Origin of the sequence: Streptomyces roseochromogenus subsp. oscitans DS 12.976 (assembly GCF_000497445.1) — a bacterium.
GTDB classification, from domain to species: Bacteria; Actinomycetota; Actinomycetes; order Streptomycetales; family Streptomycetaceae; genus Streptomyces; species Streptomyces oscitans.
The window spans coordinates 171670-186335 of sequence record NZ_CM002285.1; the positions used below are offsets into that span (position 1 = coordinate 171670).

General features: G+C 67.9%; 9 protein-coding genes and 4 pseudogenes. 9 read left to right on the forward strand and 4 right to left on the reverse strand.

Annotated elements, in window-relative coordinates; all coding sequences use genetic code 11:
* The first annotated feature begins 167 nt into the window (after nucleotides 1-167).
* From M878_RS97225 to M878_RS51400, 4 genes and pseudogenes are all read left to right on the forward strand, one after another.
* Nucleotides 168-518, forward strand: a complete 351-nt coding sequence (locus M878_RS97225; RefSeq protein WP_023544228.1) for a hypothetical protein — start codon at nucleotides 168-170, stop codon at nucleotides 516-518.
* Nucleotides 515-562 (forward strand): annotated as a pseudogene (locus M878_RS99305) (hypothetical protein); the annotation flags it as partial. The gene M878_RS97225 and the pseudogene M878_RS99305, both read left to right, overlap by 4 nt.
* A 44-nt stretch (nucleotides 563-606) precedes the next feature.
* Nucleotides 607-1122: a transposase gene (locus tag M878_RS99310; RefSeq protein WP_023544229.1), complete on the forward strand. Its 516-nt coding sequence runs from the start codon at nucleotides 607-609 to the stop codon at nucleotides 1120-1122.
* 260 nt (nucleotides 1123-1382) lie between these two features.
* Entirely contained in the window at nucleotides 1383-2552 is a 1170-nt protein-coding gene (locus M878_RS51400; protein WP_051430053.1) for a site-2 protease family protein, read from the forward strand.
* A 111-nt stretch (nucleotides 2553-2663) separates the two neighbouring features.
* On the opposite strand, the gene M878_RS98750 is transcribed toward M878_RS51400, so the two are convergent.
* Nucleotides 2664-2843: a hypothetical protein gene (locus tag M878_RS98750; RefSeq protein WP_209445483.1), complete on the reverse strand. Its 180-nt coding sequence runs from the start codon at nucleotides 2841-2843 to the stop codon at nucleotides 2664-2666.
* Nucleotides 2844-3049: 206 nt separating this feature from the next.
* On the opposite strand from M878_RS98750, the gene M878_RS99315 reads away from it, so the two are divergent.
* Together M878_RS99315 and M878_RS99320 are read left to right on the forward strand one after the other, a co-directional pair.
* A complete protein-coding gene (locus tag M878_RS99315) occupies nucleotides 3050-3322 on the forward strand; it encodes a hypothetical protein (protein ID WP_245238000.1) in 273 nt (90 codons plus the stop codon).
* A 17-nt stretch (nucleotides 3323-3339) separates the two neighbouring features.
* A pseudogene (locus tag M878_RS99320) lies at nucleotides 3340-3507 on the forward strand (SpoIIE family protein phosphatase); the annotation flags it as partial.
* Nucleotides 3508-3714: 207 nt separating this feature from the next.
* Here the strand turns inward: M878_RS99320 and M878_RS51410 are convergent.
* On the reverse strand, nucleotides 3715-4557 hold the full coding sequence (locus M878_RS51410) for a hypothetical protein (RefSeq protein WP_051430173.1): 843 nt from the start codon (nucleotides 4555-4557) through the stop codon (nucleotides 3715-3717).
* Between the two features lie 302 nt (nucleotides 4558-4859).
* Between M878_RS51410 and M878_RS99325 the strand changes: the two genes are divergently transcribed.
* On the forward strand, nucleotides 4860-5030 hold the full coding sequence (locus M878_RS99325) for an archease (RefSeq protein ID WP_245238002.1): 171 nt from the start codon (nucleotides 4860-4862) through the stop codon (nucleotides 5028-5030).
* Between the two features lie 460 nt (nucleotides 5031-5490).
* On the opposite strand, the gene M878_RS46600 is transcribed toward M878_RS99325, so the two are convergent.
* Nucleotides 5491-8508 (reverse strand): NACHT domain-containing protein, encoded by a 3018-nt coding sequence (locus M878_RS46600; protein WP_158692615.1) that lies wholly within the window; start codon nucleotides 8506-8508, stop codon nucleotides 5491-5493.
* A gap of 609 nt (nucleotides 8509-9117) precedes the next feature.
* Nucleotides 9118-12315 (reverse strand): DUF6242 domain-containing protein, encoded by a 3198-nt coding sequence (locus M878_RS92020; protein ID WP_023544236.1) that lies wholly within the window; start codon nucleotides 12313-12315, stop codon nucleotides 9118-9120.
* Between the two features lie 752 nt (nucleotides 12316-13067).
* Here M878_RS92020 and M878_RS51420 point away from each other — a divergent pair.
* Both M878_RS51420 and M878_RS93345 read left to right on the forward strand, forming a co-directional pair.
* Nucleotides 13068-14270, forward strand: a pseudogene (locus M878_RS51420) (transposase).
* Between the two features lie 60 nt (nucleotides 14271-14330).
* Nucleotides 14331-14537 (forward strand): annotated as a pseudogene (locus M878_RS93345) (transposase); the annotation flags it as partial.
* Between the last annotated feature and the right edge of the window lie 129 nt (nucleotides 14538-14666).

Sequence of the window (14666 nt, forward strand, 5' to 3'; positions counted from 1 at the left end):
CGCTCCCCTGCCATGCCGTATAACTCCACCAGCGCACCGCAGGCCACATCGGCAGTCTCGTCAGCCCAACCGCCATCACCGCCCCGTCTGCGAGGACACCGAAGACATCCGTGTGGATAGCCGGGCAGCCCAACTCGGCTGCTGTGACATGTGATTGCCACGCGCCCGTGTACGGCAACGCCACCGACCTGCCCGAGCGGCAGCGGCAGCACCCGACGCACATGACGGACGGGGAGTGGGCGGCGATCCGGTCGCTGCCGCCGGTGCCGGGCTGGATGCGCGGCCGCGGCGCGCAGCAGGAGGCGTACTGCCAGCGAGGCAGTTCCACGACCCGCTGCGCGCGGCGGCCCGCACGGCGCTGGAGCGGGATGCGGAGCCCACGGCGGGTGATCGACTCGCGGTCGGTCAAGGCGGATGCCGTCGTCGGCGCCGACAGCCGCGGCTTCGACGGCGGCAAGCTGGTCAACGGCGCAAGCGGCACGTGGTGGTCGACGCCCTCGGCCTGCTGCTGGCCGTGAGGGTCACGACCGCGGATGTCGCCGACCGCGTGGCCGCGCAGGTGCTGCTGACACAGCTGGCCGGCGCGCACCACCGCCTCGCCCTCGTTTGGGCCGATGGCGGCCCCACCAGCAGCTCGTCGAGCACCTCCTGGCCGCCTACGCGCTGGTCCTGGCGATCGTCAAGCGCAGCGACGATCAGAAAGGCTTCGTGGTGCTGCCCAAGCGGTGGATCACCGAGCGTCTCTTCGCCCACCTGATGCAAAGCCGCCGCCTGGTACGCGCCTACGAACGCCGCACCACCAGCGCCGAAGCGGTTGATCTACTGGTCGATGACCATGGCCATGAGCCGCCGCCCGGCGAGGCCACACCGCGGGCAGGCGTGAACCGGCCCGCGGCCGGATCGGCCAGCCAGCCACGCGCAACCAGGCGTTTCGCCTTCTCCTCGGCCGACGCGGTCCGCTCGGCCTGCACCAAGCCCTGCCCGGTCTCGTCCACAGGGGCGAGCACCTCACCGACGCGGGAGCGGGCAATGGCCCACTCTTCGATTCGACGTGTCGATCCGGAGCAAGCCACACCCCGCTGCTCCTCCGGCTCTGCGAACACTCGCGCCGGGCTGACGTGATGTACGCGCGCCTGCTCGTACGGGTGCGTGGCGTGCTGCCCGCCTGATGCCGGGCCACGGGTCGGCTCTGCACGTCCTGCGTGAGCTTCACGTGCCTGCGGGCGATCCCCCTCGCCATGCCTGCGCCTGCCCTCCGACTGTGCGATCGGCGCGGTCTGCGATCGCCGGGGACGTTTCCGGTCGAAGGGGTGGCCGACGGACCATGGAAGGGGTGCACCACGGCGTGGGGCCGCGTGCGCCGCCCGTCGGTGGTGAGGACGATGAAGGGTTCGGTCAGGATCGGGAGTGTGCGGGGGGTGACGGTGTTGGCCCACTGGAGCGTGCCGTTGATCATGCTGCTCTTCGCCTACGGCCTCGCCGCCAGGACGCTGCCCGCGTACTCGCCCGGTCTGGCATCCGTTGCGTACGCGGCGGCCGGTGTCGTCGGCGCTCTTCTGTTGCTCGTGAGTCTGGTGGTGCACGAGACGGCTCACGCGCTGGTGGCCCGCCGGGCCGGGGTGCCGGTGTGGGACATGACCCTGTGGGTGCTGGGCGGAGTCACCCGGATGGGCCGGCCGGCCACGGCCCGGACGGCGTTCGCAGTCGCTGTCAGCGGGCCGCTCGCCAGCCTGTTGCTCGGTGGGATCGCCATCGGAGCCGCGATAGGCGTGCACACGACGCTCGGCTGGCGTCTCCCCGTCGCCGTGCTGGGCTGGCTCGGCGGTACCAACGTGCTGCTGGGCGTCTTCAATCTGCTGCCCGCCGCGCCACTGGACGGGGGCCGGGTGCTCCAGGCCGCGCTCTGGTGGCGTACCGGCGACCGTGAACGGGCCCAGCGGGCGGCCGGGCGCGCGGGACAGCTCGTCGGCGTGATCCTGGCCGCCGTAGGATGGCTGGCATTCGTGAGGGGTGTGACGGGCGGGTTGTGGCTGGTGGTCATCGCCCTCGCCGTGGCGGGCGCCGCCGCGGCCGAACGGCGGTGGGCCCAGCTGGCCCTGGCCCTGCGCGGGGTGCGGGTGGCGGAGGCGATGAGCAGTCCCGTGGTCGCAGGTCCCGACTGGCTGACCGTGGACCGCTTCCTCTCCGGCGCAGCGGCCCGGACACGGCATTCGGTACTGCCCCTGCTCGACTTCGAGGGCCGGCCCAGCGGTGTCGTACGGCTGAGCCGACTGGCCGCCGTTCCTTCCGAGCAGCAACAGGCCCTGGCTGTACGGGACCTGGCGACACCCGTCTCACAGTGCACACTCGCGGCACCGGACGAGCTGCTCACCGCCGTCCTGGAACGCCTCGGCACCGGCGGCGGGCTGCCCGTCCTCGTCATGGACGGCGGCCGTCTCGACGGCATCGTCACCGCGGACGACATCCAACGGCTGTACCGACGCCATGCGACCCGCGAGAACCCTGGGACGGCGGCGCAGGGTGGGGCGGGCCGCCGAGGTTTCGCCGCGTAGCCGGAGAGCCGCCGGCACGCCCACCCCGACCCGGACCGGCTATCCGGGCCAGGCGGCACCCCAGCTGCCGCACGTGCTGTCGAAGCAGTTCGCCAATGGTGGGCCTGGGCATCATTCCGTGCTGGGAACCCGGCGCGCCTTGAAGCAGCGACGCAGGCCTGTCGTTGCCACGATGTCGTCCCGGCCGCGCCGCTGTACCCCACCTCCCGCGTACTCGACCTCGCAGCAGCCGGGCAGGCCGGAGGCCCAGTCGAGGATCTTGCCGTAAAAGACGGCCGCCGACGGCGTCACGAGTGTGAAGGGTGATGAACGTCGATGCAGCCTGCCGCCGCATCTCCCCCTCGGTGGCGAGTTCCCCTGCCCTGTTCCGAAGGCGGCCCTGTTGTTCTCGGGGTGGATGAGAGCCTGTGAGGGTTGTTCTCGCTGCTGCCCGTCGCCCTGCTCGTCGCAGGTGCCCTCTTCGGGCATTCCGGCGGGCAGAGCGAGTGTCGGCGGTCGTGATCGTTTCGGTCCTCGCCATCGTCGTCAACCCGCTCGTGCACTGCAGCCGGGTGCGGCTGGAGTTCGCACGCCGCATCGCCCTCGCCGTGCAGCGCGCCGTGCTGCCGCAGCGGTCGGACTCGATCGGGCCCCTGCGGATCGCCGGGCGCTACCAGGCAGCCGTGAAAGAGGCACAGATCGGCGGCGCCCTCTGCAGCTGTCCAGGACACCCCGTACGGCGTACGCTGCCTGGTCGGCGACGTACGGGGCAAGGGCATGGGCGCCGGTGAAGACGGTGGATGTGGCCGTGGGGTTCCTCACCGGCGTTCTCGTCACGATCCCGCTCTGCGGAGATGAACTGCGGCTGGTCAACCGAGGCCACCCGGCGCCTCTGCTGCTGACCGGCCAGGTGCGCAGCGTGGAACCCTCCGAGCCAGCCCCGCCGCTGGGACTGGCCGCGTTGGGCCCGGTCCGGGACCGGATCGACACGGTGCCCTTCCCGCTCGGGGCGACTCTCCTGCTGTACACCGATGGCCCGAACGCCGCCACACCGGCGGCCGCACCGCCGGGCCCGCGGCTGACGGCTCGGTCGGCCGTCTCGCGTCCCCGCCTCCGTCCCGCGGGCGCGTCACCTCTGGGGCAAAGCGCCGATTTCAGCCATGCCAGCTTCCCGACTCGGTTGTCACCGTGTATCGGGCCGGGACTCATAGTGCAGGCTGTGGAAACGGCCGTTCTCCTCGCACCCGGTCGGGTCGCCGCCCAGCGCGCGTACCGCCGCGATCGCAAACTGTCGTTCCCGCTCGTCGGTGAAGAGGCGCTGGGGGTAGGTGCGGGAGACTTCGACGGTGGTGCGCAGACCGTGCGCGGTCAGAGTCTGGACGATCGGGTGGTACGACACGGTCCGCAGCACGAACGCGCTGACCCATACCGGTCTGCGGGCGCCGTCCAGCAGTGCCGCGAAGGTACGGGCGGTGATGTAGCTGCCACCGCCTGTCAGCGTGATGAGGCCGACCTCGGCGAGCGCGCGGCTCAGCCCGGTGCTGGGTGAGCCCTGTTCCAGGTCGTCGGTGAAGGCGGCGTCCAGGAGCCCCACCTCCAGCGCGTAGTGCACGGCGGGTGCCGAGACGTCCAGCCCGAACACCGGCACCGCGTCCGGCCGACGCCGCTCGGCATAGAACTCCTTGTCCCGCGCCGCGAGTTCCGCCGTCGGCATCGTCTGGCGAGCAGGGGATGTGTACCGCTCGTACATCTCCGCCAGCGTGATGTCGTGGTTGAGCAGCGCGGCATTGATCCCGTACGAGCAGCACACATCCAGCACCGCCGGTCTGTGGGGGCGGCCGTCGTCGAGCGCGGCTCGTTCGGCGGCGACCCTCCGGAAGACTGGCTGCGCGTGGTGCGGGATCTCGTACTCCAGTGGGGCCAGCCTGCTGAAGTAGACGCGAGGGTCCGGCCGGTCGTAAATGTCGTCGAACCGCGTCTTGCCGCCCGCCCCGTCCTCGATACCGCGAGAGCCTGACCGGGCCATGCCGTACTCCTCCTCGCAGAACACATCTGTACCACCATGATGTCTCGCATCCCGCACTCATGGGCTGCCGCCCGCGCGCACCGGCCAGGGAGGGGTTGCCGCAGCGGGCCCTCACCGAGGAGCAGGACCCCTTCCCTCACCTCGGGAGACAAGGTGCTCAGCCTCGGCGACCTGGCCGTCAAGTGGGACCCTCGGTCGGTCCTCGCCGACATCAGCGCAGCCGAGCCGTACGGGTGAGGTGGGGCCAGAGGACACCTGGGGAACATGGTCGGCGACACAGGCGAGGATCTACGGCGGAGGCGGTGCTGGGGATGGTGGAGCGCTTCGCCGAGGTGTCCGGGGTGCACCCTACGGCGGTGGCGCGGCTGCGGCTCGCCCCGAGCAGCGACGACGATCTGCTGGTGACGGTGCTGGACAAGGTCCCGTACCAGCTGGAGACGGCGGGCCGGATCCCGGTGGACACATGGAAGTGAAGGCGTCCGCCGACGGCGGACCGGGGGGTACGGCTGGCTCTCGCCGACCTCGCGGACGTCCCCCTCGTCGGCGCCACGCCCAAGGGCGTCTCCTGGCAGGGCCTGCACATCGGGCCGGATCCGTACGGCTGGTCCTGTACGGCGGCCGTGGATGCGTGATCGTGCCTGCGTGACATGTGAACGTGCCCGGGTGCGGTCGGCGTCCGTACGCGCCGGGACCATCCGCGTCCGCGCTCGGGGTCAGCCCTTGACCACCCCAGCGGTACCAGTCGCGCCACCCTCCACCACAGGCCCGCGCCCTCGCCCGCTGCCACGCCGGCGTCGACGTCTTTCGACCGCAAAGGGTCCGCGGCCTGGTCGCAGGCGCCGTGGCTCTCCCCGAACCGAACGCCCACGGCCGGTCCGCGGGCCGAGCCCGACGGCCGATCCGGGTGGACCGCGCCGGAACGGCTTTCAGGCGTCACTCGCCATGCAGGGGCCCAAACCGGGCGGCCGCGGCACGTCCCTGGAGCAGCTCACGCAGTTCAGCGGGGGCATGCACCGACAACGCATCGGCGAGACGCTGCACGTCTTGTGGGGGGAAGCGCTTCAGATCGCGGTCGAGCAGGCCGACGAGCACCAGCCTGAGGTGCCGCATGAGTGAGCCGTCCCGGTCGGAGACCAGAAGTGCGTTGCCGACGCGCTGATACAGCACCTGGGTCTCCTCCGGAGACATCCCGGTTTCGCCTTCTAGCCACAGTTTCAGCAGATCGTGCACGATCGAGGTGGCGGGTCTGCCGCCGCCCCCATTGAACATGGTGAGCAACGGGCCCAAGGACTCGAACAGCGGGCGCAGGGCCTGAAGGGCCACACCGTCGTTCGTCCCCGTGGAGAGATCCATCTTGTGCCAGATCTCGTTCCAGTAGGGGCGCTGCCACAGGACGTCCTCTTGCTCCCGCGGCACTTGGTAGAGCCAATGCGCGTCCGTCGGCTCTGGGGTGGTCAGTTCGCCCTCCCGGAGACGAATTTTCAGGTCACGCCGGTCTCCAGTGCGGGTACGTCGCAGGACCACTGCCAGGGCAAAGTCCGTCCACTGCGGCTCCTCGAAGGAGGAGCGCCACAGTAGTGCGCGTCTGTGCCACGCATCCCCCGGGTCGTCCTCCGTGGGAAAGAGCGCGCTGGCCGTCGTCTCTCCGGTCAGCAACAGCACGAACATCACGAGGTTCGCGCTGTATATGCCCTGCCGGGCAGTAGCGCGCATCCGCTGGGGAAGATAGGCGGGATATGGCTGGTCGGCCCGCAGTTCACGTTCGCCGAGCACACGGACCACGAGGCGGGAGAGGCGCTCACGGTCGTCCTCCGGTAGCTCTTCCACGCGCGCCCTGGCAAAGCGGAGGGTCTGCCGCGAGAAGGCAGGAGCGAACGAAAGCAGGGCGAACAGCATGTCGTCGTTCAGCGGTTCACTGCCCATCGAGAAGACGGGACGGTGGTCGAGAAGCCTCGTCAACAGCTGCACTGCGAGTCGCGCGGCCAGGTACTCCCCGAACGTGGCGTGCAAGAACTCGTAGGTGGACAGCGTCTGTCCACCCCTGATCGACTGCGCGCGCTGCACGAAGAAGAATCGGCCGAGGGTGATTTCAGCCTGCCCCACAGGTTCCCGGAAGTCCGATGGCCGGATTGCGTGCCGTCCGAGTAGTGCGGCCAGATCCTCTTCGAGTTCAGCCGTCGACGCCCATTGGCGCCGCCGGTTGAGCATGGCGAAGGCGACGAGTGAGAGTCGCTGGAGCTCTCGCTCCAAGAGATCGTCGGTCTGTGTGTCCCGCAGGGTGTCCCGGGTGTCCTTGGCTACCTCGCGCCGAGCGAACGAGCCGAGCAGTGCCTCGTACAGATCAGCCTCACCGAGTGGGCGCTCGTCCGCGCCCTGCAGGTCGTTCCCTGCCGCGTGATAGAGAGCGAGCATCGTGAGGAGCAGTGGCTGCCCGGCGAGGGTGCGATGTGGTTCGAGCACATCCCAAGTGAGGGGGGCCAGGCGCCGGGAGGTGAAGTGGCGGGCATTGGAGAGGTTCCACTGTTCGAGCCACGCCACGATGTGTTCCCGCCGGAACGGCTCCAGGCGCATCGCGACCGTTCCCTGCGGACAGCGAACCCGATCCGCCACCGCGGTCCGGCTCGTCACCAGGGCGAGGACCGGACGTCCCTGTTCCAACTCCCGCTCCTGAAACCGGGCCACCTTCACCAGGAAGTCGCTCTGGTGCACTCCGGTGGTCTGCAGCAGCTCGTCGAAACCGTCAAGTAGGAGGACCGGTAAGGCGGTGCCTGCCGACCGCACCAGTGCAGGCCAGGTGACCCGCTCTCCGGTGGCGTCACGGACAGCTTGTTCGAGTTGGTCCTGAAGCTCGTCCTCCGCGCGCACATCGCGCAGCGCCACTCGCACCGGCAGGAATCCAGCGCCCGGCAGCCGCGCCGCGAGGATCCGGGAGAGTACGGACTTGCCTGCGCCCGGCTGCCCCAGGACCAGCAGAGGAGCGAGTGCGAATCCCTCCGACGTCAGGACGCCTGTCAGATACTCGGTGAGGTCCTGTCGTACCGGCGCCTCCTCCCACCAGTCCTCGGAGGCAGGACTGCCTTGCCCGTCGACGGCACGTACCCTGAAGTCGGGATCCAAATATGCCTCGCCCAGCGTCGGCACCTGCATGCCCTCCGGAGTGGACTCGGCGTCGAGGATCCGGCGGTTCAGGGCCGCCTGATGCGCCCGGGACAGGGCCTGGGCGATGTCCACCGGAGGATCCTGCGGCACGATCGACGACAGAAGCGATTCCAGTCCCGAGAGTGCCCGACGCAGTTCGGTGCGCGTGGCCTGGTGTTCCAACTGGCCGAACCAGTAACGGAATTCAGGAGCCTCGACGACCAGTCTGGAGTACAGCACCTCGTACCGCTCGACCGCGCGTCCGGGCAGGGAGTCGTGCACGGTGTCCGCGATTTCCGGCCGGATCGACGCAGGTAGCTCCTCCCACAAGGCCAGTCCTCGTAGGAAGTTGACAATGCGGGAGGCGAGGCGCCTGTACCAGGTGCGGAGTTCAACGAGGGTGGCTTCGTACGACAGATGAGGTGCGGGACGTGGAGCATCCACTTGCATCATGGTCTGCGCGAATCCCTCATCGGAGGGCGGCCGGCCGCCCGCGAGGGTGATCTGTTCACGGCGGCTCAGCAGCAAATCGTTCAGGGACAGGGGTGGGTCCTCTCGCACCAGGGCTTCGAAGGCTTGTTCAAGGACCTCGAAGAACGCCAGTACGACGATGACGGTGTGGGCAGCCTCCAGAAGCTGGGTTCGTTCCAGCCTCCCCTGGGCGCGTCCCAGCCGCGCGCCCACGCCATTCGCCGCGTCACGTCCAAGACCGAGGATTCTCCCGCGAGCGTCGAACATTCCGAGTAGTCCGCCGCTCAGTCCGCCCGTTGCAAGGTTGAGCGCTCCCGCGATCGCGCGGTCCAGCGCCGCCATGGCGGGAGGATCCTCGCCCAGAAGTACCAGCGCGTCTCCGAAAGACAGCAGCCTCCGCGGCCCCACAACACCCCCATGGACGTGCACTCCCCAGCACTGCGGCCAGCCTGGCACAGATCCCGTGTGAGGTCATTCAGTTCGCTCCTCTGAGATCGTCAAGCACACCGGAAATCCGGTCGCGGCGGTTGTTGCACCGATCCCCATCGGCCTGCACCGCATCGAGGCCACCACGCTCCTCGACAACGTGCCGTCGCAACGTGTGCTGGAGAAGAATGGTGGGTTCTGCACGACGGTCCGCCGTCGCGCTGACCGGGGGGAATTCCTGGCCGACCCTGTGGGACAGCAAAGCCAGCCAGGCGTACCGGGTTGTTTCTGGGGCTCCTCCAGGCCGACGTAGGTCTCGCGCTCTCGGACCGGCGCGGGTGGGCGGCCGTTTGGGACGGCTACGACCGCGTGACATCCGCGAGGCGGCCCGGCGGTGGATTTCCGACCAGTTGCTGTCGGCGGTGTGAGGCCGAGCACACAAAGCGCGTCCCCGCCCGGCCCGAAGGCCAGGCGGCGACGCAATGTTGTGGTTCCCGCCCTCGGTAATGCCCACCATGTTGACTGTCAGATCCCGGTCCCGCTCGCGAAGACGAAGGCCACGTGTTGGCTCGGATCCGTGGTGCGGACGTGGAGTTTGGCGGTCATGTGACCTGTGCCAGGTGGCTTGAACGTGACCGAGAAGTCGAATTCGTCTCCGGGATTCAGGGAAACGTTACTCGCGGGCGTGATGGCGAAGTGTGGATTTCCGGTGCCCCCGCTGGTGTTCACGGAGAGCGTCGTCGAACCCACGTTGAAGCAGCGCAGAGGCAACGTCGCGTTGCTGCCGACCGGGACCGCGCCGAACGCGAGGTTCGCGTTCATGGCCAGTGCGGGACCGCTGGGAGAGGTGAGTTCGTAGACGCTGCGTCCGTAGGTGCCAACTCGGAGGAGCGATGGGGTAACGCTGGAGTCGAGAGCCAGGCTCTTGCAGTCGACCTCGGGCAGGTCCACGCCGAGGATGTGCCAACTGGCGCCGCCGTCGAGCGACTGCATGACGCTTGCGTCGCTGGCCACCACCATGGTGGGAATATCCTGCCCGGGTGATTGCGGCGTCCAGTGAACGCCGTCGGGTGACGTCAGGATGACAAAATCACCTACGGCCACAAACTGACCGCGGTCCCAGGTGATGCCAAGCAGCCGCGTATTCGTCCCGGATGTTTGTCGGGTCCAGGTGATACCGTCGGGCGAGGTGAGGACCGCGCCGCTGTTGGTTACTGCGGCGAACTGATTGCCCGACCAGGCGATGTCGTCGATCTCGTCGTCGGGCACGCCTGAGGCCCGGGACGTCCACGTCACGCCGTCAGGTGACGTGAGAATCGTACCGCCGTCTCCGACTGCCACGCGGACGGTGCTGCCGACGGCGATCGCTACCAGAAGCGCGGTCGTGCCGGAATTGCGAGCCGTCCACGTCATGCCGTCAGGAGAGGTGACGATGGTGCCCCCGTAGCCCACGCCGATGAACTGGGCCCCATCCCAGGCGATGCCCCCCAGAGCCTGGGTTGTTGCACCAAGGGGTCTGATGGTCCAGTTCTGTCCGTCAGGGGAGGTGAGCACGTTTCCTGTCGACGCGTTGATGACCACGAATAGCGTCCCTGACCAAGCTATTCCCTCCAGGGCATTGTCCGGGGGAACGCCTGAGGGTTGGGCGGTCCACGTGATGCTGTCGGGGGAGGTGAGGATGGAGGGGTACCCCACCACCACCCATTGGTGGCCGTCCCAAGCGGCGTCCACCAAATTGGTCGTGGTGCCGGTCGACTGCTTCGCCCAGTTGGTGCCGGTCGGCGAGGTGAGGATGGTGCCGTCCAGACCTGGGGAGAGGAGTTGGGCACCGTTGGACCTGACATGGTGCAGGCCGACGCCCGGGCTGCCGTTGGGGTTGCCGGGGTCGAGGACCACCGCGTGCAGCGGAAGATCTGGGAGGTTCTGCGTAGGGTCACCGCCGTCGGTCCCGCTGATATCCGACCATGTGGCACCGTTGTTCGTTGTCTGGAAAAGGTGTTTGGTGCGGTTGGTTGGGCTGATCGCGGAGAATCCGGAAAAGGCGACGACGACGCGGTACAGGTTGGTCGGGCTGATGGCGATGGCCTCGGCGTTCAATCCGGAGGGGGCTCCGGGGGTGTACGAGTTCCAGGCCGAGCTCGTGCCGGCGAGGGCATTGCTTGTGTACCGGACGCTGCCGTCTTCGAGCCCAAGCCACAGTGTGTTGGAGTCTAGCGGCGTCGTGGCAATGGAACGGATCTGGGTGGGGAACGTGGCGATCTGCGTGAACGTGCCTGCCGTGTCAGTGCTCTGGTAGAGCTGGGAGCCGACCGTGGCATACACGTGAGAACTGTTGTTTGGGTCGATGGCGATCCGGTAGACGCCTGCCGGGATTCCCGTGGCACCGTAGGTCCAATTACTCCCCCCGTCCGAGGTGGAGATGAAGGTTCCGTCGTCGGACCCGTAAACGCGCCGGGGGTTCGCCGGGTCGACGGCGACCGGGCCGCCGTCGCCGTCGATGCCTAGGTGCCAGTCCGCACCAGGAAACTCGGGACGGTGTCCGAGGGTGCCGGTGTCCTGTGTGCCGCCATACGTGTAGGCATTGTTGGCGGTGCTGCCGAGCCCTATGCCGATACCCAGGAAGATGTTGGTGGCGATCCCCTCATTCAGGTTCGACCACGTGGCACCGCCATCGCGAGTGGCGTGGATCCCCCCGTCGGTTCCTACGAAGAGCGGGGCTGGTGCGACCGTCGGCAGGTGGGAGGCGGGGCTGAAGACGAGAGCGTGGTGGTCCCAGTGGATCTGGTTTTGGGAGATCGGGGTGGGACGGAAGGTGTTGGCACCGTCGGTGGACAGGTGCAGCTCCTGGAAGCCGAGGTAGACCCGGTTGTGATCCAGCGGATCAATGCCGACCGTCTGGTCGTAGCCCAGCTGATAGCCGGAATTTGGCGGCGGGATCGCAGCCGTGGCACCCGCGGGCATCGTTACCCAATGGGCGCCGGAATCGATCGACTTGTATAGACCGTAGTCCGTCGCTCCCTGGACACTCGCGTACATTGTCGCCCCGTCGGGCTGGTTCGACTGGGCGAAGCTGATGAAGAAGAATCCTGGTGCGGGGGCGCCGGGGTTGGCAAACAGGTTGGTGGGGAACGTCGCACCGGCATCTGTCGAGACGAATACACCCTGGCCCGAGATCGAGGCGTAGACCGTGGTCGTGGGTGACCGTGTGTCGAGTTTGAGGTCAGTGACATATCCCTGTATCACCGGGCGTCCGTCATTGAATGCGGGCGCGTTCGCGCCGAAATTCAGGCCGCCGTCAACCGAGCGGTAGACTCCATTGAGCGCCCCCACGAGCAGCACGCCGGAAACCGGCAGCACCATGCGGTTTATGGAGTGGTGGGTGAACACGGCAGCGCCCTCGACGCTCCATGTTTCACCGCCGTCGATCGATTTGTAGATCCCCACGCCCTTGGTGAACTGGCCGCCTCCGTCAAACGGGTTTCCGGTGCCCGCGTACACCGTGGAAGGGTTCCCCGGGTCCAGTGCCACGGCACCCATGGACAGCGAAGGCATAAGGTCGGTTTTCGGCTTCCAGGTCAGGCCCCCATCGGTGGACTTCCAGACACCGCCGTCGTTGCACGCGATGTATATCACTTGGTCGCTGGTCCCGCTGGGGTCGATAGCGATGTCCACGACCTCGCCCGAATCCGGTCCCTGCCCTTGGTCGATCTGCTCTTGATCCACGCGGATTGGACTCGGCCCGATTTGATTCCACCGTGTCCCACCGATCCCCACAGTCGTAGTAGGGGGACCGCCGCCATTGCCGCTTGGGCCAGCCGCGGAAGGTCGATGGTCCCCGACATAGACGGGCATGCGTCTGGTGTCGGCCATCCCCGCCTGCCACAGGTCAGGGCGCAATCGTCCGTCCGGGTCACGGTGCAAGCTCAGGAAGTCCGGCTGCCGGAATTGACCGCGTTGCCGGTGTCGCTCGACGTACATGGGAAAATCGCCACGATTCCGATAGCTCCAGGACCCAGTGTCACTCGCTTGACTCGTTGACACAGGCCCCTTTTCCGCCAGCCTTCGCCGCTTGCTTCCCGCACCTGCGTCGGGCTCACGGCGGGCAGTCAAGTCCCAGGCTTCGCTCACTGCTCTGCGGACATTGACATCACCTCCAGTCCACGCCCTTCCCTTGATCAAGTCAAGCCCCGCACTTCGAAGCGGGAGGAAGCCCGGAGCGCGCAATGACGCGGCACACGGGAAGACCGATGAGGGGTCGGCCATTCGTGGTTACTGGCATCTCTGATCACTTGCCGGAACAACACGGATTCCCACAGGACCAGTTGACCTGTCAACCAATCCTGGTGGTGCTAAACCTGCGGTCTCACGAGGCGGGCCGTCCGGTGGGTGAACGAGAACGGAAGAAGCGTCCCCGACCCGCAACGAAACGACGTACTGAGAGTCAGATCGGGTAACGCAGAAGGAGCACTTCTCGGGTGAAACAACGTATCGGGTTCTCTCCGCAAGTCAGTGTCGAGGGCGGCGGGCGCCGGTGGCGACCCAGGCCGGGGCGGTGCTGCTGGTGGAGAGCGTCCGTAAGCCTGGTCTGGCTGGGGCGATTCGGCGGGGACTGTCTGCCCGACATCAGCCAGCTGCGGGCCGAGCCGGCCGTCTGCGGGCCGAGCCGGCCGTCTGCGGGCCGAGCCGGCCGTCTGCGGGCCGGTGGCATCCGATCCGACCGTCTCGCGCTTGGGAGACACCCTCGCCTCGGGTGGGATGCGGGCCCTGACTGCACTCCGGCGCCCGGAGCCGAAGTACCCAGGAGAGTATGGGGGTTGGCCGGGCAGGCCGCGCCCGATGCTGTCGGGCAAGTGATCGTGGACATCAACGGGGTGCTTGTCATCGCCCACTCCGGCAAGGAGGATGCGGCCGCGACGTGGAAGAAGACGCGTTCGGGCACCATCCACTGATCGGGTTCGTCGACCACGGCAGGGCGGATCAGGCGAACCGGTGGTGGACCTGCTGCGGCCCGGCAACGCGGGCTCCAGCACCGCCAGCGACCACATCTAAGCCGCGAGCATGGCCCTCGCACAGCTGCCTCAACACTACCGGGCGGTTCCTTGAAATCCCGGCCGCCGCATGGACACCGGCCGTGGAGCCGGACAGCCAGATCCGCGACGGGGCCTGGGTCGCCGAGCTCGCCGGCGACGTGCTGGACGGCTGGCCGATTGGGATGCGGTTGATCGTGCGTAAGGAACGGCCGCACCCTGGTGCCCAGTTGCGCTTCACTGACGCCGACGGCATGCGCCTGACCTGCTTCGCCACCAACACGGCCAACATACCCATCGCGCAACTGGAGCTGCGGCACCGCCAGTGCGCCCGTGCCGAAGACCGCATCCGCGCCGCCCGCGCCACCGGCCTGCGCAACCTGGCCCTCCACGACGCCGCACAGAACCAGATCTGGCTGGAGATGATCCAGATCGCACGCGACCTACTCGCCCTGGATGCCGATGCTCGCGATGACGGGGAAAGCCAAGCTGTGGGAGCCCCGCCGTCTGCGGCTTCGCCTATTCCCCACTGCCGCCCAGTTGGTCACCACCGGCCGCCGCCGCTATCTCCGCCTCGCCGGACGCTGGACCTGGACAGGTGTGATCACCGATGCGATCCACAGGCTCCAGGCCCTGCCCAACCCCAGCTGACCAACAGCGTTACCTGTCCCGACGAGCAGCAGGCACTCCGCTCCGCGCCGGCAGCCGCTTCCCAGCCTGCTCGAACGCCACCGCCGGATCGACCGGGCCCTGTATGCCGTCATCGTCGAGGCATACGTCCACGGGGTGTCCACCCGCAGCGCGGACGACCTGGTCAGGGCCCTGGGAGCGGAAAGCGGGATCTACAGGAGTGATGTGCCCCGGTTTACGTGGAGTCGAGTTGCCGGATTCCAGGCGTTCGAAGGGGCTGTCCTCGACTCGTCGCCGGTCGGTGGAGAGGCGCGTCACGGACACGGCCTCCGCGAACGATCCCGAACCCAGTGGGCTTCGGATCAATCGGGGTGAGCGTCGAACGATCACTGTCATAGCCACGTACATACATGCGTA

Bases quoted from the DNA above. Each gene is read 5' to 3' on its own strand.
- M878_RS46600 (WP_158692615.1), bottom strand. From the start codon at position 8,508: ATGGCGGCGCTGGACCGCGCGATCGCGGGAGCGCTCAACCTTGCAACG.
- M878_RS51400 (WP_051430053.1), top strand. From the start codon at position 1,383: ATGAAGGGTTCGGTCAGGATCGGGAGTGTGCGGGGGGTGACGGTGTTG.
- M878_RS51410 (WP_051430173.1), bottom strand. From the start codon at position 4,557: ATGGCCCGGTCAGGCTCTCGCGGTATCGAGGACGGGGCGGGCGGCAAG.